We start from the raw sequence: 21,232 nt of genomic DNA, 5'->3' as shown, positions 1-21,232 counted from the left end.
AAGCCGATGCCAGGGCTCGCGGGGAGCCATGGGAACTGTGGCCATTGGCGTTTCTTGGATCCGACGCGGCAGGCCCTCGGCTGCTGTCGCTCGTTCTCGCAGCCGCGGTTCCTGTGCTTCTCTTTGGAGGATGGGTCGCCTACAACCTTGCAGAACAGGACCGCACGGCCGCCCGTCGGGCAGTGTCGGACACGGTAGAGCACGTCGCGGAACGAGTGGCTTCCGACATAGCGACCAAGCTCGAGGTGGCGCAGGCTCTCGCCGCTTCGACCGCGCTCGATTTTCCCAATCTGTTCAATTTCTACACCGAAGCGCAGCGGGTCAAGGAATCGCAGCCCCTATGGCACACGATCGAGCTTGCCAATCCGGCCGGCGGCCAGGTGCTCAACCTGTTGCGCCCGCCCGACGTCCCGCTGGGACCGACGGCCGACCGGGAAAGCTTCGATCGGGTCATCCGGACGAAGCTGCCGGCAGTTGGCGGTATCGGTCCCGTCGGCTCGGTATCAGGGCGTCAACTCGTGGCCCTGCGAGTCCCTGTGATGCGTGGCGGCACACTTCGCTATGTTCTGTCGGTGGCTCTGGCACCCGAGGGCGTCAGTTCGATCCTGCGTGACGCAGGCGCCCCAGAGGGCTGGATCGGGGCGGTCGTCGATGCACGCGGGCGGTTCATCGCGCGTACCATAGGAGAGGAGGTCGAACTGGGCCGTCCCGCCAGCGAGGCGGTGCGCGAGGCCATGGCGCGCGCGCCGTCAGGAACCTATCGAGGCCCTACCCTGGAGGGGATCGAGGTGGATACGGTCTACCGCACGCTGCCACGCGCCGCCAACTGGTCGGTCCATTTCGGCATTTCCAGCGAGAGGCTGCACGGCCCAATCCGCCGGTCGGTATACTTGATCGTCGCAGGCGGCCTCGCGAGCCTCGCCCTCGCAGCCATCCTCGCATGGATGACAGCGCGTGACATAGCCCGGCGGCGACGCATCGAGACAGAGCGATCGGCGGCGGCGCTCAAGGTCAGCGAGGACCGCGGCGCCCTGGCGGTCGAGGCAGCCAATCTCGGTACATGGCATTGGGATGTGCAGGGAGGCGAGGTTGTCGGATCACCCCGCTGCTGGGCCCTGCTCGGCCTGCCCGTCCCGCCGCCCGCTGTGGTGTGGCGGCCGCGGGCGATCGTGAGGACGATCCATCCGGAGGACCGAAGTGCGGTCTGGAAGGCAGTCCAGCGCTGCCTTGGCGACGACGCCCCGATCGATGTCGAGTTCCGGTTCCTTTGGCGGGACGGAAGCATCCACTGGGTGCGTGCGACCGGCCAGGCCAGGCAGATCGGGGACGCGCAGGTCGCTTTCGTTCACGGTGTCCTGGCCGACGTCGAACCACGCAAGCGTGCCCGTGCGGAGCGGCTCAGACTGCTTCGCCGCCTGGCGCAGGCTCAGGAGGACGAGCGGCGCCGGATCGCCCGGGAGCTTCACGATCAGGTTGGCCAGACCGTCACGGGCCTGTCGCTGGGTCTGAAGAGCCTGGAGCGTACCCTTGAGGGCAAAAGCTGCCTGGGCGAGGTTCGCCAGCAGCTTCACTGGCTCCAGGCGCTGACGACTGGAATTGGCCATGACATCCATCAGGCGGCATCGGACCTTCGTCCAGCGGCGCTTGACGATCTCGGCCTGCACAAGGCGCTCATGGCGTACGCATCGGCCTGGAGAGATCGAAGCGGCGTAGCCATCGATGTTCAGGTCATCGGGGACGACGATCGGCTGCCGACCGAGATCGAGACGGCAGTGTACCGGGTCGTGCAGGAGGCGCTGACGAATGTGCTGAAGCATGCGGACGCGCAGCATGTCAGCCTTGTGATCGAGCGCAGGCCGGACCAGCTTCGGATCATCATCGAGGACGATGGCAGGGGCTTCGATCCCGAGGCGCAGCAGGCAGAGCGTAACAGCTGCAAGGGCCACGGCCTCGGGCTGTCCGGCATGCGGGAGCGCTTGACGCTGGTTGGCGGAACGCTGGCACTGGAAGCGACAGTGGGTGCCGGGGCTGCACTGTTCATTCAGATCCCGATCGAACCAGGTTATCAGGGGCTGGAATCATGAGCGTGATCCGCGTCGCCCTTGCCGACGATCATCCGGTCGTCCTGGCTGGGATCAAGGCGCTGCTGGATGTTGCGCCGGAGATCACGCTCGTCGGCGAGGCGACGACGGGTCCGGCTGCGCTGAAGATGATCATGGAGACGACGCCGGATGTGGCCGTGATCGACATCTCTTTGCCGGAGATGAGCGGCCTTGAACTCGCCAGGGTCCTGGCCAGCGCCTGTCCAGACGTAAAGCTGCTGGCCCTGACCGTCCACGAGGACCGGGCCTATGTGCAGCCGCTCCTGCAGGCAGGTGGGCGTGGCTATGTGCTGAAGCGTTCGGCTGCCGAAGATCTCGTCCGGGCCATTCGCGCGGTTGCTGCCGGTGGCGTCTATCTGGATCCAGCCATTGCCGACAAGGCATTGCCGGAAGCTGCCCGCACCGCTGCGTCGCCGGCGGAGCCGCTCAGCCAACGTGAACAGGAGGTGCTTCGGCTGGTGGCGCAGGGGTTCAGCAACAAGGAGACGGCCACGCAGCTCAAGGTCAGCGTCAAGACCATCGAGACCTATAAGCAGCGGGCGGCAGAGAAGCTGGACTTGCGGACGCGTGCGGACATTGTCCGGTATGGCGCCTCCCATGGATGGATGGACGATCTCGAGAGGCCTTGAAGCCAGGCCGATCGCATGCGCGCTTCGCACTGGCTCAGGCTGTGCAGCTCGATGGAGGTCGTTCATCCGCAGTGATGACTGGTCCTCGGAAAGCTGGATTGCGCTCTGCTCGATTGGCTGATGCGGCGGCGTAGCAGAGGCATTCCAAATCGGGTGAAATCGGGGCTGTAGGGCCGCAGATGGAGCAGCCTGGCAGCGTGTCTCACCCGCAACCTGCGAAGATCCGACGGCAGCTCCTGGCCAGAACCGGGAATTCCGAGACAGCCTGTCGGGCAGGTCGACCCTGGCTATTCTGTCGTCTGATGATCGGCGATCGCCTGGAACTGCTTCTTCAGCGTGTTCCTCCAGAGCGCTTCGATTCCACGGATCCACATATCGTCGTTGTTGCCGCGGATGTCGGCGCTTCCCGCGGCGACGATCTTGCCGGTCCTCACGTCGTGCCCATAGGCATTGATGTTGAGGATCAGGTTTGAGACCTTCTGCACCGTGCCGATGATGACGATGTCGACGCCGATCTCCCTGCCGAGATCGGCGACGCACTTTGCACAGTTGTCCAGCGGAAGCTCCCGGACCGTTGCCGCGAGGGGACCGGCGCTGGCGAAGCCCGGCTCCTTCGCAATGGCGCTTCGAAGGCGCGGCGCGAGCATGCTGAGCCTTGCTGCCTCGGCGGGATTGGAGCCGTTCATTTCGCCCTCGAGGCTGGTGTCGATCAAGTCGAAGTCGAGCACCGCGACCTTCGTCTCGGCGGCCCATGCCGGAACCGCCACCAATGCGAGGACGAAGAGGACCGCTGCTTGAAGCCGGCTCATGATCTGTCCCCCTTGGTGGCGCCCGCCGGGGATTGGAGATAAGGCGGGGGAGATCCAGGGCAACGGCCTTTCTTTCCCGGCCATGGCCTAAAAGCCGCTGCTGCTTCTGCAAGCTATCCGGGCGTTCGGGAAGGCCGTCCATGTTGAACTCAGACAACCCAGGCTCTGAACGGGTGAAATCCTAATATATTCCACATCGTTTCAGCGGATTCAGGTGCCGCGAGCGCCAGGATCCACGGTCGTCGCACCGATGCTCCGCCGATCCTCCTAGCAACACCAAATGCATGGGCGGCCGGTCCTTGCCACGGGTCCGAGCACAACCAACTTGATTGCTAGGACCCGCCATTCCGGCGTACCCTCCATTCGTGGAGGCGTTATACTGGCATGCGCGTAGCGCGTGTTGCCGGCAAAAAAAGCTGCGTTACGGCGCGTCCGCAGTGTCGACAGGCTTAAGAAGGATCGACCTATGACCTGGGAAACCCCAATCCTGATCGAGATGCGCGTTGGCATGGAAGTCACCAGCTACGAATCGGCCGAGATCGGTGCGCCTGATGGCGACATCATCGACTGATTTGCAGGAGTGCACCCCTTCCGTAGGTTGACGACGACCTCGTGAAGATCATCGTGCTCGGTTCGGCGGCCGGCGGCGGCTTTCCGCAATGGAATTGCCGCTGTCCGGTTTGCCGTCTCGCTTGGGCTGGTGACCCCCGGGTGGTATCCAGGACCCAGTCGGGACTGGCCGTGAGTGCCGACGGCGAGCAGTGGATTCTGCTGAACGCCTCGCCTGACCTCCGCCAGCAGATCCTGGCGACACCAGCGCTGCAGCCAAAGGGCGCCGATCGCGGCAGCCCGATCAAGGCTGTCATTCTCACCAATGCCGAACTCGATCATGTGGCAGGACTTCTGACCCTGCGCGAGCGCCAGCCGTTTCGTCTGCTGGCCACGGCTCCTACCCATGCGGCCCTGGACTCGAATCCGCTGTTCCAGTCCCTCGACCGGGAACTGGTAGAGCGCGCCCTGCTGCGTCCGGATGAGCCGCTGGACCTCATGGGCCTGCGCTTTCTGCCTTTCATCGTGCCTGGCAAGGTCCCCCTCTATCAGGAGGGTGCCGAGGTCGAGATCGGCCTGGAAACCGAGCAGGTCATGGGCCTGGAGATCCGGGTTGGTAGCCGGTGCTGTCTCTTCGTGCCCAACTGCGCGCGGATCACCCCTGCCTTGTGCGACCGGCTGAGCGGCGCCGACCTCATCCTGTTCGATGGAACCACCTACCAGGACGACGAGATGATCCGGCTAGGGCTGTCGTCCAAGACGGCACGGCGAATGGGGCACGTCGCCATGGACGGTGCCGATGGCTCCCTTGCCAGGCTGGCACATGTACCTTCCGCCAGGCGGGTCTATCTTCACCTCAACAACAGCAATCCGGTGCTGGTCGACGGGTCGGAAGAGCGCACCCGTATCGAAGCCTTCGGCTGGGAACTCGGGTACGACGGGATGGAGTTGGCCTTGTGATGGACGTCATGTCGCGTGACGAACTGGAGGCTGCTTTGCGCCGGATCGGCGCGGAGCGCTATCATCACCTCCATCCGTTCCATCGACGCCTGCATGGCGGCGAGTGCAGCCGTGGCGAGGTCCAGGCCTGGGCGCTGAACCGCTACTACTACCAGTCGATGATCCCGATCAAAGACGCGGCAGTGCTGGGGCAGATGCAGGATCCGGCGCTTCGGCGGGCATGGCGGCAGCGGATCGTCGACCATGATGGCGAGCACGACGGCGAGGGCGGCATTGCAAGGTGGCTGGCGCTCACCGACGGCGTCGGGCTGGACCGCGAGCTGGTCGTCTCGACGGCAGGAGTGCTGCCCGCCACCCAGTTTGCGGTGGAAGCCTATGTGACCTTCTGCCGGACCCGGCCGCTCCTGGAGGCGATCGCCTCGTCGCTGACGGAGCTGTTCTCGCCGCAGATCATCGGCGAGCGCATCGCCGGGATGCTGGCGCACTACGATTTCATCAACCGGGACGTCCTTGCCTATTTCACGGCCAGGCCACCCCAGGCTCAACGCGACAGCACCTTCGCCCTGAGCTATGTGCTGGAGCATGCTACCACCGCCGAGAGCCAGGCGGCGGCACTTGCGGCACTGCGCTTCAAGACCGACGTGCTCTGGGTGCAGCTGGACGCCTTGTGGATGGCCTATGTCGAAGGCCGGCCGCCGCCGGACAGCTGGAGACCTGCTCCGTGAGCGATACCATCGGCCCTGAGGCACGCCCAAGGCTGCCGCGTGGGGTGCGCTTGCGCCAGGACCCGGCGCGCGGTGCCTGGCTGCTGCTGGCGCCGGAGACGCTGTTCGAACTCAACCAGAGTTCGGTCGAGATCCTCAAGCGCTGCACCGGCGAGAAGAGCCTTCGAGAGATCGTGGACGATCTGGCCGTGACCTTTGCCGTCGAGCGCGAGCGGCTGGAACGGGAGACGACGGCTCTGATCGGCCAGCTGCACGACAAACGATTGATTGACCTATGACGATCCTGCCGCCGCCGATAGGTCTCCTGGCGGAGCTCACCCATCGCTGTCCGCTCGGATGTCCTTACTGCTCGAACCCGACCAGGCTCGACCCGAAGAGCACGGAGCTGGATACCGCGACGTGGCAGCGTGTGTTCCAGGAGGCCGCCGAGCTGGGCGTGCTGCACGTCCATCTTTCCGGAGGCGAGCCGGCCAGCCGGCCGGACCTGGCCCGGCTGGTGGCCAGCTGCGCCGAGCTTGGGCTCTACAGCAACCTGATCACGTCGGGCGTGGGGCTGACCGAGAGCCGGATCGGCACGCTGGGCGAGGCCGGGCTGGATCACGTGCAGCTCTCTATTCAGGATGCGGTACCGGAAAGCGCCGACCGGATCGCCGGCTACCGTGGCGCCTTTGCACGAAAGCGGGAGGTGGCCCGGCTGGTGGTGGCCGCCGGCCTGCCGCTTACCGTCAACTTCGTCCTGCACCGTGGGAACATCGACCGTGCCGGAGCCTTGGTGGAGCTCGCGATCGAGCTGGGTGCTCGCCGGGTCGAGATCGCTCACGCCCAGTATTATGGCTGGGCCCTCACCAATCGGGCTGCCCTTCAGCCTTCGCCCGCGCAGGTGCGGCGGGCGGTGGCCGAGGTGGAGCGGCAGAAGGCTGCGCACGCCGGCACGATCGTCATCGACCATGTCGCCCCCGACTACCACGCCCGCTATCCCAAAGCCTGCATGGGCGGTTGGGCGCGGCGCAGCCTGAACGTCACGCCGTCGGGCCGCGTGCTGCCCTGCCACGCGGCCGAAACGATACCGGGCCTCGAGTTCTGGTCGGTCGTCGATCATTCGCTTGGCGAGATCTGGACATCGGCCCCGGCCTTCAATGCCTTTCGCGGCACGGACTGGATGCGCGAACCCTGCCGCTCCTGTCCGCGCCAGGAAGTCGATTTCGGCGGCTGCCGGTGCCAGGCTATGGCGCTGGTGGGCGACCCACGGGCAACAGACCCGGTCTGCACCCTCTCGCCCGATCGCGCGAAAGTCGATGCGGCGGTCCTGGCGGAGACCGGGGGCGACCGCGAGGACCAAGGCTACGTCTATCGCCGTTGAGGCGGCGCCGGCAGGCAGGACGAGCCCGCCCGGCCCGCGCCGCCCATGCGAGCTATTCCTGCAGGCGCGCGGCCTGCTTGGCGGCATTGGCGGAATGGGTCGCGATCGCGTCCATCAGAGGTGGCGAAAGACAGTCGTACGGCTCCAGGCCGAGTTCCTTCAGCCGTGCGCGAATGGCCGGCATATCGCTTGGGTTCGCTCCCGATTCGATCGCCGACGACACGAAGGCCGCGAATTCAGGCGGGGCCCAGCCACTGTCCCTGGAGAACTCGGTATGGATGAAGGCCAGTCCCTTGAACGGATGATCCTTCTCGATGATGCCATACAGATGGACTCCGCATTGCCGGCAGGCGTGCCGCTGGATCGTTGCTGACGGATCCACGACGTGAAGCTTGTCGCCATTGGCCACCACTTCGACCTTGTCCTGCGGAACGACGCCGACAATGGAGAACAGCGCTCCCTTCGGCTTCCAGCACTTCGTGCAGCCGCAGGCATGGTTGTGGAGCACCTGCGAGCCGATCCGGACGGTCACGGGGCGGTCGGCGCAAGCGCAGACCAGCGTCCCGCCGCTGAAGTCGGGCGCACCCTGCCTCAGTCCATGATCGATCGCCGGATGGAGCGAGATCGATGTCATCGTGAACTCCTTCCCTGCTCGCAGCCCGTTCTTTGGTTGCCCTCTGCTGGACGGTTGAGCTGCGATCCCGGGGATGTTGCAGCAGATTTCCCTCGGCGTCGACGCCCTCACGTCCGCCGGCACGAGATGCCAAGTCTTCTGGAGACGTCGTCGGTGGAAGGACCGCTTCGCCAAGATCCCTTCTGGAACGCGGCCGCCACCGTTCGGGCCGGGATTCTACTGAAGCTTCGAGGACGCCTTATTTCTGAACCGCATGGCTAGAACGGGAGGCTTGATGACGACGATGGCCAGGATGATCGCCGGCTGTAGCTGTGCGCTCATCATCTACGGGATGGACAGCGTGGCTGCAGCGCAGCCGCTGAACGATTATCCGACCGCGACGCGGGTCGACTATGTCCTGGCCTGCATGAAGGCGAATGGCGACACGCGCGATGCGTTGGAGCGTTGTTCCTGCTCAATCGACGTCATCGCGACGCTTCTGCCCCATGAGCAATATATTGCCGCGGAGACAGTCATGAGCCTGGCACAGGTGCCGGGAGAGCGTGGTGCACAGTTCCGGTCGACGGAACAATCTCAGTCCGCCATCGATCGTCTCCGGCGCGCCCAGGCAGAAGCCGAGGTCCGGTGCTTCTGATCCAGCCTGACAGGCTCGTCTTTTCCGTGCGGGCTACCACGAAGCACAGCGGAGCTTCCGAGTTTCTATCGAACAATCCCTGGATACTGACCGGCATTTCCCAGCGTCGAGTTGAAGAATAGCGCCGCTCATTTGTATTGCGTGGGTGAAGAGCCCTCGTTACTCTTTCAGGATCATTTTCGGCTTCAAGGTACCAGCATCCTGGGAGTGCTGGAGCTTGTTCTGCGCCTTGTGGACACAGGGAAGCAATGTTCCCGCGTGCCGGTTGGCTCGGAGTGATGCCGGGAATTCTCCCAAAGCTAGGAGCGCTTTGCTGGAGCCTGATGCACGTCTGAGACGTTCATCGTTACGATGTGGAAAGTCCCAATCATAACCTCTGCAGGGAGGATGACCATGCGCCGTATCTTGTCGGCCGCTGTGCTTGTCGGTGTCACCTCGATCACGACGCAAGCTGTATTCGCGAACGAAGAACTCGCGAAGATGGCAGAGAACCCGAAGAATTGGGTCATGCCCACGGGTGATTATGCCAATCACCGCTACTCTGAACTCGACAAAATCACGGCAGACAATGTCGGGCAGCTGCAGGCGGCTTGGACGTTCTCGACCGGCGTGCTGCGTGGCCACGAAGGCGGCCCGCTCATCATCGATGGCGTGATGTATGTCCACGCTCCCTTCCCGAACACGGTCTATGCCCTTGATCTGAGCCAAGAAGGCAAGATCATCTGGAAGTACGAGCCGAAGCAGGATCCGAGCGTTATCCCGGTTATGTGCTGCGACACGGTCAACCGTGGCGTGGCCTATGGGGATGGCAAGATCATCCTGAACCAGGCCGACACGACCGTGGTCGCCTTGGACGCCAAGACCGGCGAGGTCCTCTGGCAGGCAAAGAACGGCGATCCCAGCAAGGGTGAGACCGCGACCGCCGCACCGATGGTCGTCAAGGACAAGGTCATCATCGGCATCTCAGGCGCGGAGTTCGGTGTCCGCGGGCACCTGAGCGCGTACAACCTGTCGGATGGCAAGCTGGCTTGGCGGGCTTACTCCGTCGGTCCCGACGCGGAAATGCTGATCGATCCGGAAAAGACCACCGAGCTCGGCAAGCCGGTCGGTCAAAACAGCAGCCTCGAAAGCTGGGAAGGCGACCAGTGGAAGATCGGCGGCGGGACCACCTGGGGTTGGTACTCCTATGATCCTGAGCTCGACCTGATCTATTACGGCACCGGCAATCCATCCACGTGGAACCCGGCACAGCGCCCTGGCGACAACAAGTACTCGATGACCATCTTCGCCCGCGATCCGGATGACGGTCAGGCGAAGTGGCTCTACCAGATGACGCCCCATGACGAATGGGATTATGACGGCGTCAACGAGATGATCCTGACCGACCTGGACATCGGCGGCACGAACCGCAAGGCACTCGTGCATTTCGACCGGAACGGCTTCGCCTACACGCTTGACCGTGCCACCGGGGAATTGCTGGTCGCGAAGAAGTTCGACCCGGCGGTGAACTGGGCGTCCGAGATTGACATGGACAAGTCGTCCCCGACCTACGGGCGTCCGAAGGTTGTGGCCCAGTACTCGACCCACCAGGGCGGCGAGGACACCAACGTCCAGGGAATCTGCCCGGCCGCGCTCGGCACCAAGGACCAGCAACCGGCGGCCTTCTCTCCGGATACCGGCCTGTTCTACGTGCCTACCAACCATGTCTGCATGGACTACGAGCCCTTCCGGGTAAGCTACACGGCGGGCCAGCCTTATGTGGGCGCCACCCTGTCCATGTATCCGCCCAAGGGCGACACCCATATGGGCAACTTCGTTGCCTGGGATGCCGCCAAGGGCGAGGCGGTCTGGTCGCTGCCCGAGCAGTTCTCCGTCTGGTCCGGGGCGCTCGCGACCAAGGGCGGCGTGGTGTTCTACGGAACTCTCGAGGGCTATCTGAAGGCGGTCGATGCCAAGACGGGCAAGGAACTGTACAAGTTCAAGACCCCGTCCGGCATCATCGGCAACGTGACCACCTACGAGCATGCCGGTAAGCAGTACATCGCCGTGCTCTCCGGCGTCGGCGGCTGGGCCGGCATCGGTCTGGCGGCCGGCTTGACCGAGCCTACCGCTGGGTTGGGCGCTGTCGGCGGCTATGCCGCGCTCAGCGACTACACCGCACTGGGTGGCCAGCTCACGGTGTTCGGCCTGCCTGAGCAGCTGACCTCGGCCAACTGACGCTGGGCATCTAAAGAAGAAAGAGGGTCCTGGCATGTCAGCGCCAGACACGCCGGGACCCCGAATGGACATGCGGAGGAAAGCTCGTTGATCAACGGTTTCGTTGCGAGAACGCTGGGGGCGCTCGCCTGCGTCGCGGTCGCCGGCATGGCGCTCGCCAATGATGGTTCGGGCGATCCGGCCGCGGTCGATGAGGACAGCGGCAAGTTCTACGACGCAGAGGGCAACCCTACCTTCAAGGTAACCGAGGACGGTACCGTCGACTGGTACACCTACTCAGGCTTTCGCCGTTACCACGCGGAATGCCATACCTGTCATGGACCCGCCGGTGACGGCTCCACCTATGCGCCGGCGCTTACCGGATCGCTGCAGAAGCTGAGCTACAGCGACTTCATGGATGTCGTGGTGAACGGGCGGGTCAACGTTTCGGCGTCCCAGCACAATGTCATGCCCGCGTTCGGCACCAACCCGAACGTGATGTGCTATCTCGACGACATCTACATCTACCTGCGGGCACGTGCCGACGATGCCGTTGGGCGGGTGCGTCCTGAGAAGCGTGCAGACAAGCCCGAAGCGTTCACCGAGGCGGAACGCGCCTGCATGCAGAGTTGACACCGATCCAACTCGAGAATCGGAACTGGACATGCTGAAGACGAGGTTCCTGGCTCGGTGGGTGGCCAGCCTCATGCTGGCCGCCATGGCAGGAACTTCCCTTCCCTCGGTGGTGCGCGCGCAGGAGGCGGGTGATCTTTCGCTGGAACTGATCGACCCCAAGGTCCTGCGTGTCTGCGCCGACCCGAACAACATGCCGTTCTCGAACGAGAAGCAGGAGGGCTTCGAGAACAAGATTGCGGAACTGTTCGCCAGGGAGCTCGGCAAGGAGGTTGCCTACACTTGGTTTCCCCAGGCGACCGGCTTTGTGCGCAACACGCTCGGCGCGCACAAATGCGACGTGATCATCGGCTTCCCGCAGGGCGATGAGATCGTCCAGAACACCAACCCGTATTACCGCACGGTCTATGCGCTCGTCTTCAAGCCGGGCAACGGCCTGGACGAAGTCGAGACGCTCTCCGACGAGCGGCTCAAGGGCAAGCGCATCGGAGTCGTGGCGGGCACTCCACCCAGCGATCATCTCGTCCGGAACGGGCTCATGGGCCGGGCCAGGCCCTATCCGTTGATGATCGATACGCGGGTGGACTCCTCGGCCAAGGCCATGATCGCCGACATCGAGGCAGGCGAGATCGATGCGGGCGTGCTGTGGGGGCCCATGGCAGGCTTCTTTGCGCACCAGACAGAGACGCCCTTGCAGGTCGTTCCGCTGATCCACGAGCAGGGTGGCCCGCGGCTGGCCTATAATATCACCATGGGCGTCCGCGCATCGGACCAGGAATGGAAGCGCCTGCTGAACCGGATGATCCGGACCAACCAGCAGGCGACGGACGAGATCCTGCTGGGCTTCGACGTCCCGCTGCTCGACCGGCAGAACCAGGTAATCACCAGCCGCTAGGCCAGGCGCTGGACGCTTAGTCCCGGTAGCGTGCCGGTGCCTGCGGGTTGTTTGCCGGATTCGTGTCGTGCTTCGCCAGGCGGGTGATGAGCCCGTCGGCCAGCGGTGCCAGCTCCGCCTCGAGCGCGTCGGCCTTTTCCTTCGGATAGACCGACTCGCCATCGACATAGAGCGTGAAGGAGCGAAGATACTTCGCCTTCTTGGCGGGATCCTCGACGGTCGCCTTCGTCCAGCGGTAGAGCGGGTAGCCTTCCCCGCTATGCTGCTCGGCTTCGGCCACGTAGCCGGCGAAGGCGTCGAACTGGCACTGCAGGGTCGCACCGTGCCGGCGAAGGATCTCCGGCAACGGCCCGAGTTCCGGGCTTCCGGGATCACGTCGCGCCACCTCCGCCATCTCGTCCGTCAGGTCGATCCGCACCTGATACTGCCAAGGCTCGGTCATGCTTCGCCCCTTTTCCGCTGATTAGCCGAGTGCCTGCTGGATGGTACGCGCCAGGATGAACAGCCGCCTTTCGATGGCGACCGGCACCTCGCAGACATAGCGGACCGTCCGCCGACGCTCCTCGAAGATCCGGACACCCCAGTTGACCCGCTGGGTCAACTCCTGGACCTCGCGCGGGTCGCTGCCGGGCTGAGCCTGCAGTTCACGCAAGCGCGCGACATCAGCCTCGATCGTGCGGGCGAAATCACGCTGCCGGCGCGTCAGGCGCTCCAGCCCGCTGATGACGTCCTGGCGCTCATGGTCGAGCGTGTCGAACAGCCCGGCGAAGAGCAGCTTCGCCTTCTCCTGCCGGTCGCCGCTCCCCTCGCCGACGAAGGCAGCGGCCGCCTTTTCTGCTTCCTCCAGCGGGACGCGCCGCGCTGCCAGGCGCGGCACCAGTTCCGCCACCGCCGGATCGTCTTGCCAGGCAGTACCCACCTGATCGATCGGCGGTCCCGACCAGACGGCGGCCGCCGACAGTTCCGGAACCCGCACCTGGACGCACGGCCAGTCCGGAAAGCGCGGATCGGCGGCCTGGGCAGCAGGTTGCACGGTTGCGAAGATCATGGCTGCCAGGAGCAGGTGTCGCTTCATGTCGTTCCTCCAGCCTCGCGACGCCGCGTCATGAAGCCCCGCGCCGGATCGTAGGCGAGGACGGCGCCTACCATGAAAAGAAGGGTGCAGCCGACGACCACGGCCAAAGCCATGGGATCCAGCTTTACGTAGAGCGCAAAGCGGATCAGTTCGACCGCGTGGGTGAAAGGATTGAGTTCGCAGATGCGGTAGAGGAGCGGGCTCGATTCCCGCACGCGCCAGAGCGGATAAAGGGCCGAGGACGCGAAGAACATCGGGAAGATCAGGAAGTTCATCACGCCCGCGAAGTTCTCCAGCTGCTTGACCAGGGAGGAAAGGAGCATGCCGAGCGCGCCCAGCATGAGCCCGGAGAGCATCAGGGCCGGCAGGACCGCAAGATAGCCGACAGGCGGCGGCTCGATCCGCCAGAACCAGGCGATCAGCAGGAACGCATAGACCTGCAGGAGGGACACGGCCGTGCCGGCCACCAGCTTGGACAAGAGCAGGTACCAACGCGGCATGGGGCTGACCAGCAGCGTGCGCATGCTGCCCGTTTCCCGGTCATAGACCATCGACATCGAGGACTGCATGCCGTTGAAGAGCTGGATCATCGCGATCAGGCCGGGCGTGATGTAGACCTCGTAGAGGACATAGACCTCGTAGGGCGGGATGATCGATACGCCCAGCACCTGCCGAAAGCCTGCAGCGAAGATGAACAGCCAGACCAGCGGCCGCACCAGGGCGGACACGAAGCGCTCGCGCTGGTGGAGGAAGCGCAGCATCTCACGCCAGACGATCCCATAGAGGCAGATCGCGTATTGCTGGAACGTGAAGCCGGCAGGACGTGTGTCGGTCCCTGCCATCAGGCCAGCCCATCGAAGGCGGGGACCTTGTCGATGCCGGCCAGGCGCGCGAACGCGCCGCCAATGTCCGGTGCCCCGGTGCCGGCCACCACCTGCATGGCGGGACCATGCGCCAGCAGCCGACCTTGGTGCAGCACGACCAACTGATCCTCCTCGGCGATCTCGTCGATCAGATGGGTCGCCCATAGAACGGAGACGCCATCCTCCGCGACCAGCTCCCTGACATGGGCGAGAATGTCCGCCCGCGCCTTGATGTCGAGGCCGACGGTGGGCTCGTCCAGCAGCAGGAGGCGCGGCCCGTGCAAGAGGGACCGTGCGATCTCCACGCGGCGCATCTGGCCACCGGAGAGGTTGCGGACCTTGTCGGCTGCCCGATCGACCAGACGGACGCGCGCCAGCACCTGCTGCGCCCGCTCGCGGGCTGCTCGCCGGCCGATACCGTGCAGGGCCGCGTGGTAGACGAGGTTCTGCAGCACCGTCAGGTCGAGATCGAGCGTGCGCGACTGGAACACCACGCCTAGCAGGCGCAGTGCTTCGCTCGGTGTCCGACCGATGTCATGCCCGAAGATCCGGACACGGCCGCTGCGCGTCGCATAGAGGTGGGTGATCAGCGAGAACAGCGTGCTCTTGCCGGCCCCGTTCAAGCCTAAAAGGACGGCAAAGCTTCCGGGTGCGATGGTGAAGGAAACGTCCTGGAGCGCTTGCCGGGCGCCATAGGCGTGGCTGACCTTCTCGACCGAAAGGGCCATGCCCCTTTCGGGCTGCACCTGTTCCTCCACCGGATCGACCGCCGCGACCTCAGTTCTCCGAAACCGCGACGCCCCAGGGCAGTTCGCCGACCTGAACGGTATCGACCACCTTGCCCTCGGCCACGTCGATCACCGACACGTCGTTGGACACGCCGTTCGTTCCGAACAGGTATTTCTCGTCCGGCGTGAAGGCGAGCTGCCAGACACGCTGCCCGACCAGCAGATAGTCCTCCACCTCATGGGTGTTGGCGTCGACCACGGCAATCCGGTTTGCCGGCCCCAGGGCCACGAAGCCCTTGCTGCCATCCTTGGTCAGCCGCACGCCGACGGGCTGGATGGATTCCGGCCGCAGCCCGGGAATCTCGAAGGTGATCTTCTTGATGATCTCGCGCTTGTCGGGGTCGATCACGCTCACCGTGCCGCCGATCTCCGACGAGACCCATACCTCGGAACCGTCCTTCTTGAACTCGGCGATGCGGGGGCGCGCGTCCACCAGCACATTGGCGACGATCTCGTGCGTCGACGTATCGATGAAATGGGCCATGTTCGTCGTTTCGGACGTGTTCACGAGGATCTTGCCGTCCGGGCTGATCCCCATCCCTTCCGGCTCCACGCCCACCTGGACCTCGGCGAGCGGCACCCGTTTCACCAGGTCGACGACCGTGACCATGTTGTCGTCCTCGTTGGCGATATAGACGATCTTGCCTTCGGGATCCTGGGTGAAGAGTTCCGGATCGGGACCCGAAGGCAAGGTGCCCACGATCTCGTGCGTCTTGGTGTCAATAATCTCGATCGTGTCATCGTCACCGACTGCCACCAGGAGATGCTTGCCGTCCTTGGTCAGCTCGATGCCGCGCGGCCGCTGCCCTACCTCGATGGTCGCGGTGACCTCGAAGGTCTCCGTATCGAACACGGTGACCGTGTTGCTCCCCTCGTTCGAGACATAGGCCGTAAAGGCGGCAGCCTGCGTTGCAAGCGCCACCGATGCCGCTGTCCCCAGCAGGAGGTACGTCAACTTCATTCTTCTTATCCCCCCAGATCGCCCTTGATTCGCTATGGTAGGCTGCAGCGCGTTTCCGGCCGATCGACGCCAAGCGTGTCGAGTTCCGAAACCTGGTGCAGGAAGCCTTCCTGCGGCGATACCGACACGACCATGCGGCCATCGGTCAGCAGGATCGGCTGGCGGACCTGCAGGTTCCAGTCCCGGATCGTCAGCTTTTGGCCCTTGTAGGCGCCCATGCCCAGCTCTGGGCCTTTGATGAAGGCGGTGATCGCTGAAGGTTCGGTCGAGCCGGTGCGGGTAGCGGCTTCCCCCACGATCCTGACCGCCGACCAAGCCTGCATGTCCAGCGCCGTCATGAAGCGTGAAAAACGCTTCTGGAAGCGGCTGTGCATCTGCAAGGCTCCCCATTGACCATGGGACGCATGCCAGCTCGTGGGAACCAGGCCGGCGGAACCCGCGACCGGCCGCGGATCCCAGGTCCGGTAAGGCAGGTACGCCGCGAATACTTCGCTCTCGTCGGCCGCCACCAGCACGTCGTACTCCGGTGCTTCCTGCGTCAACACAGGGATCTGGCGCTGAACCTGGACGACTCCGCTATCGGTCTGCCGCGCACCGCCCTTGTCCTCGAAGATCCGCTCCTCGACGATCTCTGCGCCAAAACGCTTGGCGGCCCGCCGCAACGCGTCGCCGAAGAGCCTGTCCTCCGGATGCGATCCCTCCACCAGCAGCCATCGGCGCCATTGCTTCCAGACCAGATACTGGGCGAGCCCATCGGCCAGCATGGAATGGGACGGGGCGACATGGATGACGTTGGGCCGGCAGTCCTCCTCGCGCAACCGATCGTCGGCAGCCCCGATGTTGAAGAAGAGCAAGCCACGCTCGCGGCCCGCATCGGCGGCTTTCACGAGGGCATCGGCCGCAAGGTCGGCAACGACGAAGCTGGCTCCCTGCTCGGCCAAGGCCAGCGCCTGAGCCCCTGCGTCGCCGTCCTCGTCGACCATCGCTGTCACCATCGAGAAGCTCTGGTTGAGGAACCGCCCCGTCGTGTTGTTGTCCTCGATCGCGAGCTCCGCGCCCTCGCGCCCGTCATTCTCGGCCGGCACTTCGACCAGCGAAAGCGGCTCCTGTGCTCGCGGGCCATGGAGATAGCCGATCGTCACCTCGGCTCCCGCGGCCGGCGCGATGGATGCCGGCATCAGCAGCAGGGCCAGAACGACCATCTGCATTGGGATGCACCACCCGAGCTTTACACCCTGGGCAAGCACATCCGAACCTTCGTCCCGTAGAGCGCCGATCATTTGGTCCATGTGGTATCGTCACGAGATCATGGCAACGGCCTTACCAGAGCCGGTCGTGACCACACCCATCTTTTCTTCCCTCCTGTGCCAGCATCACAGGCTGGACTGCCGGCATTCTGGACTGATGCGGCCACCACGGGGCGGGCTTCCATGCAGGAACCGGTGCACCGAGCGGGCGTTTCTCAACCAACGGTCAATGGGAGGCCATTCAGATGATCCATCGTTCATTGCTTCTGGCGGGCGCCGCTGTGTTGGCGCTTGGCGGAACTCCGGCTCTCGCCAATTGCGCCGATGACATCGCGGCACTGTCCGGGCAGTCGGGAAGCACGGTCGCTTCCGGCACCACGGCCGGCGGCGCGGTTTCCAAGGACGGCAGCCAGGCGCCATTGGAAAACGTCGAGCCTGCCACGGGTGCCGGCGCGGCGGCGACTGCGTCCGGGGGCACGACGGCCGGCGAGACCAGTGGCCCGGCGGCACGCGCCGCGGGTGTGGCCACGGACGACGGAACTGGCGGCAAGGTCTCCAAGGACGGCGGGGACATGCCGTTGTCCACCGATGCGGCGACACCGTCTGCCGACCAGGCGATGTCGCAGCAGGACGCCGATGCGCAACAGGCTGGCGGAACGACGGCGGCCGACCAGGCTGCGGCGTCCGGAGGACAGGCCTCGATGAGCGGCGACGTGATGGCGGCGCTCAACCGCGCCCGCGCAGCCGAACGAGCCGGTGATGAAGCCGGGTGCATGCAGGCCATCGAGGAAGCCAGGTCCCTGCAGGGCGGCTGAACGGCAAAGGGGAGCGGCTGGATCGTCTGGATGCATGACGACCCGGTTTTGCGCCGGTCCGGACAGAGGCGGACCGGCCGATTCCCCGTGCTCACATTCCCCGGACAAATGCATAGAATGGCTTCAGTGCCGAAGACGGACCCGTTAGGCCTGCGACAGCGATCTGCCGCACACAGGCCCATGACCTCGGGTCTTTCCTGGTGCGTCCGGTTCCGCCTACGAAGACTCGGCCCGTGCATGGCGCGCACTGGCTCATCAAACAGGGAGACGACCCATGTGGATTGCAGGCTTGGCCGCCGTCGCGGCAATGGCACTGGGCTTGAGTGCCGCACAGGCGGCCGATGCCGATGCGGGACAGAAGGTTTTCAAGCGTAGCTGCGGCACCTGCCATACGACGGAGCCCGGCAAGAACCGTGTCGGGCCGTCGCTGCACGGCGTGGTCGGCCGCACCTCCGGGACGGTCGATGGCTTCAAATATTCCGAGGCGATGAAGAACATCAACTGGACCTGGGACAATGATCACCTGAACCAGTATCTGGAGAATCCGAAGAAGGCAGTCCCCGGCAACAAGATGATCTTCGTCGGCCTCAAGAAGGAGGACGATCGGGCGAACCTGATCGCGTACCTGGACACGCTGAAATAGACGAAAAGCGACGTTCTGTTCGCGTCTAGGATCCGCCCTGGCTGGCGGCCGGTTTCGGCCCCCATCCGGGCTGTGGATCGACGACGACCGTTTCATTGGCTTCCTGCCAGCCGCTCACGCCGGCCGGAAGCCAATGGACGGAGGTGTAGCCGGCCTGGACCAGGCGCTTGCCGACGTTCCAGCTTCCCCAGCATCTCGGCTGACAGAAGGTGACCACGGGCATGCTCCTGTTCCCGTTCGTCAGCTCGTCCACGCGGCGCAGCAGCGCTTCGGCCTTCGCCGCTGGCAGATCCCCGGGACCGGCGCCTGGAAACCAGACCGTGCCCGGGATCGAGCGATGGATCGGCTTCCAGACGACGTCCGCGGACAGATTGTCCGGTTTTCGGTCGGCCGGCCCTACGTCGATCAGCAGGGGCTTTTGCGCCAGCAGCCGCTCCAGTGCCGGCACGTCGATGACCTCCGCGCCCGCGAGCGTGCGAGGCGTCTCGCTCACCATCACGCCCGTCCACAGCCCCGCCGGTTCGGCTACATGGGTCGGGCTGTCGGCCAGTGCCGGCGACGCCAGCGTCACGGCTGCAACGATGGCAGCCAGCCATGCCCGGGGGGCCATCAGTTCGTACTCACCGGAGCGGGAAAGGATCCTTCCCACTTGCTGCCATCCGAATCCGTCGCCTGGACGGTCAAAGGCCCCTCGCCTGAACCGTCATAGCCGAAGCCGATGACCGGGTCGGTCGAGAGCGAGATATCCCCCGCCAGCTCGAATACGGTCTGGTCGCCATAGCTGACCTTGATCTGGTCGAGATAGCGCGCCGGCGTATAGGTCCGGGTCAGCTGGTTCATCTGCATGCCGCTGAAGTTTGGATGGCGGATCATCAACGTCGCCCTGTCCATCTCGCCGAACTTCATCTTCATCTGGCCCGCGCCCTGCAGAGCCTCCGCGTCGCTCACCCCGATCGGCGCGGAACAGCCGCCCGCGGCCTTCACGAAGACGGACGTCTCGAGGAGCCGGCCATCGCTCGTCTCGGCAACGGCATGGACGTTGGTGTAGCCGTTGATCCGCACCCGGAGCCTGAGCTCGCTGGGATCGCCCGCCGGGCCGAAACGGACATGGGCGGCATAGGGTGACGGGTTCTCGTCGATCACGAGATGGACGGCCTTCACATCCTCCGGTCGCCCTACCTTGAGGGTGATCGGAACCAGTGCCGCATCCATGGCACGGGCCGGCGCCTCGATCGCGATCAGTTCATCTCCAGGCTCGATCGGACGATCCCCGAAGATGGCCTCGCTGACGTCCTGCCAGCGGGCCTGGCGTTCCGGTTCGTCGCCATTGGCAGCGAAGGCCGGGGCGGCGGTCGCCATGACCATGGCGAGAGCGGCGATCGGCAGCCTCATGACATGTTCCTCCCATCCTGGCCGGCATTGCTGCTCATTCCCATTCGAGTTCCTTATAGGCCTGGATGACATTGCGGCCATGGTAATCGTCGAACAGGTTCCAGCGACCGCGCTCGGACGGCGCCACCGTCTGGATGGCCTCCTCGATCGGTCTGCCCTCGGCAATGGCCTGGCGGGTGTCATCCCGAAGGCTTGCTAGGTATCGCTCGAGGTCGGACATGGCCGGGGCGAACTCAACGATGGTGGGGCCATGGCCGGGCACGGCCTTCGTCGCACTCATGGCCCGCAGGCGCTGCACTTCCTTCAGCCACCCCAGCAGACTGCCATCCAGCGATGGCACGCGACCGACAAACAGCAGGTCGGCTGCGAACAGCAGGCCGGTTGCGGTATCCATCATGGAAAGGTCGCAATCGGTGTGCGCGGCCCCGTGGGCCGTGAAGCGGACGACACGGTCTCCCAGATCGATTTCGGCGCCATCGTTGCCTATCTCCTGCGTCGGGAGCACGATCCTGCCGACCTCCGTTTCGCCGAGAAGGTCGATCAGGCGTTCACGGTAGAACTCGCCGCGAGCCTCCAGGGCTGCCCGCAGCCGGTGGTGTCCGACGACGTTCGGTCTGTCTGCGTCGAAGGCGGCAGCACCGAAGCAGTGGTCCGGGTGCATGTGGGTGATCACGACGTGCTTGATCGGCTTGTCCGTCCGCTTGCGGATCTGGGATCGCAGCCATCGGCCGTCGGCGAGGCTCCCGCCTGATTCCACGACCAGCACCGCATCCCGACCGATGACGAAACCGATATTGGCGATGCCGTTATGGTTTGCCGCCGTCGCCTCAAGGTCGGGTCCGCGGCGCATGAAGATGCCAGGCGCAATCTCCTGCACGTCAACCTCTTCAGACACGAGTCCGAGGGCCGGAAGGCAGCAAAGGCAAAGTCCAGCACGAAGGAATGAACGTCGCATCGACACGAGCGCCATCACGAAGCCTTCTGCCCGTTCTTCCGGCCGATCTGCAGGCTTGCCGGATGATCCGTCACCGGACCCTCACCGACGGCCAACCATCCTGTCCGCCTCTGTGCGGAAAGACAGGGTTCTTGGACTGCCTCCTGATCCTTCGTAGAGATGGCACGCATTGGCGGGCAATTCCATGGGCCCTTGGCCCACTGCTCCAGCCGGACTAAATTCTTCTGCACGTTCAAAGGGGAGGCATGGGATGAAGGTGCAGGCGGCGGTTGCGTGGGAGGCGGGCAAGCCGCTTCAGGTGGAGACGGTCGATCTGGAGGGGCCCAAGGCGTTCGAGGTGCTGGTCGAGCTGAAGGCGACGGGGATC

At 64.7% G+C, this 21,232-nt stretch carries 24 protein-coding genes and 1 pseudogene; 14 read left to right on the top strand and 11 right to left on the bottom strand.

Annotated features, from left to right (window positions below):
* Positions 1-215: 215 nt before the first annotated feature.
* Together VHL31_RS21280 and VHL31_RS21275 are read left to right on the top strand one after the other, a co-directional pair.
* Positions 216-2,084 carry an ATP-binding protein gene (locus VHL31_RS21280; RefSeq protein WP_329663248.1) on the top strand — a complete coding sequence of 623 codons (1,869 nt, stop codon included), beginning with the start codon at positions 216-218 and terminating at the stop codon, positions 2,082-2,084.
* Positions 2,081-2,731: a response regulator transcription factor gene (locus VHL31_RS21275; protein ID WP_329663247.1), complete on the top strand. Its 651-nt coding sequence runs from the start codon at positions 2,081-2,083 to the stop codon at positions 2,729-2,731. The genes VHL31_RS21280 and VHL31_RS21275 overlap by 4 nt, the downstream gene beginning before the upstream one ends.
* 287 nt (positions 2,732-3,018) lie before the next feature.
* On the opposite strand, the gene VHL31_RS21270 is transcribed toward VHL31_RS21275, so the two are convergent.
* Positions 3,019-3,540 (bottom strand): DUF3280 domain-containing protein, encoded by a 522-nt coding sequence (locus VHL31_RS21270; protein ID WP_329663246.1) that lies wholly within the window; start codon positions 3,538-3,540, stop codon positions 3,019-3,021.
* A 466-nt stretch (positions 3,541-4,006) separates the two neighbouring features.
* Here VHL31_RS21270 and pqqA point away from each other — a divergent pair, with 466 nt between their 5' ends.
* The 5 genes from pqqA to pqqE are packed head-to-tail and all read left to right on the top strand — an operon-like array spanning position 4,007 to position 7,134.
* The gene (pqqA, locus tag VHL31_RS21265; protein ID WP_329663245.1) at positions 4,007-4,111 is read left to right on the top strand and encodes a pyrroloquinoline quinone precursor peptide PqqA; all 105 of its coding nucleotides are present in this window, start codon (positions 4,007-4,009) and stop codon (positions 4,109-4,111) included.
* A 41-nt stretch (positions 4,112-4,152) separates the two neighbouring features.
* Complete coding sequence (gene pqqB, locus VHL31_RS21260; RefSeq protein ID WP_329663244.1) at positions 4,153-5,049, top strand: pyrroloquinoline quinone biosynthesis protein PqqB; 897 nt, start codon at positions 4,153-4,155, stop codon at positions 5,047-5,049.
* A complete protein-coding gene (gene pqqC, locus VHL31_RS21255; RefSeq protein WP_329663243.1) occupies positions 5,049-5,774 on the top strand; it encodes a pyrroloquinoline-quinone synthase PqqC in 726 nt (241 codons plus the stop codon). Before pqqB ends, pqqC begins: the two co-directional genes overlap by 1 nt.
* The gene (pqqD, locus tag VHL31_RS21250) at positions 5,771-6,052 is read left to right on the top strand and encodes a pyrroloquinoline quinone biosynthesis peptide chaperone PqqD (protein WP_329663242.1); all 282 of its coding nucleotides are present in this window, start codon (positions 5,771-5,773) and stop codon (positions 6,050-6,052) included. Before pqqC ends, pqqD begins: the two co-directional genes overlap by 4 nt.
* A complete protein-coding gene (pqqE, locus tag VHL31_RS21245; protein ID WP_329663241.1) occupies positions 6,049-7,134 on the top strand; it encodes a pyrroloquinoline quinone biosynthesis protein PqqE in 1,086 nt (361 codons plus the stop codon). The genes pqqD and pqqE overlap by 4 nt, the downstream gene beginning before the upstream one ends.
* A gap of 52 nt (positions 7,135-7,186) precedes the next feature.
* Here pqqE and gfa read toward each other — a convergent pair whose 3' ends face one another.
* Positions 7,187-7,768, bottom strand: a complete 582-nt coding sequence (gene gfa, locus VHL31_RS21240) for an S-(hydroxymethyl)glutathione synthase (RefSeq protein ID WP_329663240.1) — start codon at positions 7,766-7,768, stop codon at positions 7,187-7,189.
* 283 nt (positions 7,769-8,051) lie between these two features.
* On the opposite strand from gfa, the gene VHL31_RS21235 reads away from it, so the two are divergent.
* From VHL31_RS21235 to VHL31_RS21220, 4 genes are all read left to right on the top strand, one after another.
* The gene (locus VHL31_RS21235) at positions 8,052-8,402 is read left to right on the top strand and encodes a hypothetical protein (protein ID WP_349262516.1); all 351 of its coding nucleotides are present in this window, start codon (positions 8,052-8,054) and stop codon (positions 8,400-8,402) included.
* Positions 8,403-8,795: 393 nt separating this feature from the next.
* The gene (xoxF5, locus tag VHL31_RS21230; protein WP_329663238.1) at positions 8,796-10,619 is read left to right on the top strand and encodes a lanthanide-dependent methanol dehydrogenase XoxF5; all 1,824 of its coding nucleotides are present in this window, start codon (positions 8,796-8,798) and stop codon (positions 10,617-10,619) included.
* Positions 10,620-10,766: 147 nt separating this feature from the next.
* Positions 10,767-11,231, top strand: a complete 465-nt coding sequence (locus VHL31_RS21225) for a c-type cytochrome, methanol metabolism-related (RefSeq protein WP_349262515.1) — start codon at positions 10,767-10,769, stop codon at positions 11,229-11,231.
* A gap of 31 nt (positions 11,232-11,262) precedes the next feature.
* Positions 11,263-12,126, top strand: a complete 864-nt coding sequence (locus VHL31_RS21220; protein ID WP_329663236.1) for a substrate-binding domain-containing protein — start codon at positions 11,263-11,265, stop codon at positions 12,124-12,126.
* Between the two features lie 16 nt (positions 12,127-12,142).
* Here VHL31_RS21220 and VHL31_RS21215 read toward each other — a convergent pair whose 3' ends face one another.
* From VHL31_RS21215 to VHL31_RS21190, 6 genes are read right to left on the bottom strand one after another with little or no spacing between them, the layout of a single operon-like run.
* On the bottom strand, positions 12,143-12,568 hold the full coding sequence (locus tag VHL31_RS21215; protein WP_329663235.1) for a hypothetical protein: 426 nt from the start codon (positions 12,566-12,568) through the stop codon (positions 12,143-12,145).
* A gap of 21 nt (positions 12,569-12,589) precedes the next feature.
* Entirely contained in the window at positions 12,590-13,201 is a 612-nt protein-coding gene (locus VHL31_RS21210; RefSeq protein ID WP_329663234.1) for a hypothetical protein, read from the bottom strand.
* On the bottom strand, positions 13,198-14,043 hold the full coding sequence (locus VHL31_RS21205) for an ABC transporter permease (RefSeq protein ID WP_329663233.1): 846 nt from the start codon (positions 14,041-14,043) through the stop codon (positions 13,198-13,200). Before VHL31_RS21205 ends, VHL31_RS21210 begins: the two co-directional genes overlap by 4 nt.
* Positions 14,043-14,792, bottom strand: a complete 750-nt coding sequence (locus VHL31_RS21200; protein WP_349262513.1) for an ABC transporter ATP-binding protein — start codon at positions 14,790-14,792, stop codon at positions 14,043-14,045. The genes VHL31_RS21205 and VHL31_RS21200 overlap by 1 nt, the downstream gene beginning before the upstream one ends.
* 49 nt (positions 14,793-14,841) lie before the next feature.
* Positions 14,842-15,813 carry a YVTN family beta-propeller repeat protein gene (locus VHL31_RS21195; RefSeq protein WP_329663231.1) on the bottom strand — a complete coding sequence of 324 codons (972 nt, stop codon included), beginning with the start codon at positions 15,811-15,813 and terminating at the stop codon, positions 14,842-14,844.
* Between the two features lie 32 nt (positions 15,814-15,845).
* Positions 15,846-17,021 carry an ABC transporter substrate-binding protein gene (locus VHL31_RS21190; protein ID WP_329663230.1) on the bottom strand — a complete coding sequence of 392 codons (1,176 nt, stop codon included), beginning with the start codon at positions 17,019-17,021 and terminating at the stop codon, positions 15,846-15,848.
* Between the two features lie 284 nt (positions 17,022-17,305).
* On the opposite strand from VHL31_RS21190, the gene VHL31_RS21185 reads away from it, so the two are divergent.
* Positions 17,306-17,875, top strand: a complete 570-nt coding sequence (locus VHL31_RS21185) for a hypothetical protein (RefSeq protein ID WP_329663229.1) — start codon at positions 17,306-17,308, stop codon at positions 17,873-17,875.
* A gap of 289 nt (positions 17,876-18,164) precedes the next feature.
* Positions 18,165-18,518 (top strand): cytochrome c family protein, encoded by a 354-nt coding sequence (locus VHL31_RS21180; protein WP_329663228.1) that lies wholly within the window; start codon positions 18,165-18,167, stop codon positions 18,516-18,518.
* A gap of 25 nt (positions 18,519-18,543) precedes the next feature.
* Here VHL31_RS21180 and VHL31_RS21175 read toward each other — a convergent pair whose 3' ends face one another.
* The 3 genes from VHL31_RS21175 to VHL31_RS21165 are packed head-to-tail and all read right to left on the bottom strand — an operon-like array spanning position 18,544 to position 20,880.
* Complete coding sequence (locus tag VHL31_RS21175) at positions 18,544-19,128, bottom strand: rhodanese-like domain-containing protein (RefSeq protein ID WP_329663227.1); 585 nt, start codon at positions 19,126-19,128, stop codon at positions 18,544-18,546.
* On the bottom strand, positions 19,128-19,910 hold the full coding sequence (locus VHL31_RS21170) for a quinoprotein dehydrogenase-associated SoxYZ-like carrier (protein WP_329663226.1): 783 nt from the start codon (positions 19,908-19,910) through the stop codon (positions 19,128-19,130). The genes VHL31_RS21175 and VHL31_RS21170 overlap by 1 nt, the downstream gene beginning before the upstream one ends.
* Positions 19,911-19,944: 34 nt before the next feature.
* A complete protein-coding gene (locus VHL31_RS21165; RefSeq protein WP_349262511.1) occupies positions 19,945-20,880 on the bottom strand; it encodes a quinoprotein relay system zinc metallohydrolase 2 in 936 nt (311 codons plus the stop codon).
* A 235-nt stretch (positions 20,881-21,115) separates the two neighbouring features.
* Here VHL31_RS21165 and VHL31_RS26765 point away from each other — a divergent pair.
* Positions 21,116-21,232 (top strand): annotated as a pseudogene (locus VHL31_RS26765) (S-(hydroxymethyl)glutathione dehydrogenase); the annotation flags it as partial.

The organism is Geminicoccus sp., from assembly GCF_036263595.1.
Taxonomy (GTDB): domain Bacteria; phylum Pseudomonadota; class Alphaproteobacteria; order Geminicoccales; family Geminicoccaceae; genus Geminicoccus.
The sequence above is the reverse complement of the archived record's forward strand: the minus strand, read 5'-3'. Positions and strand labels throughout refer to the sequence as shown.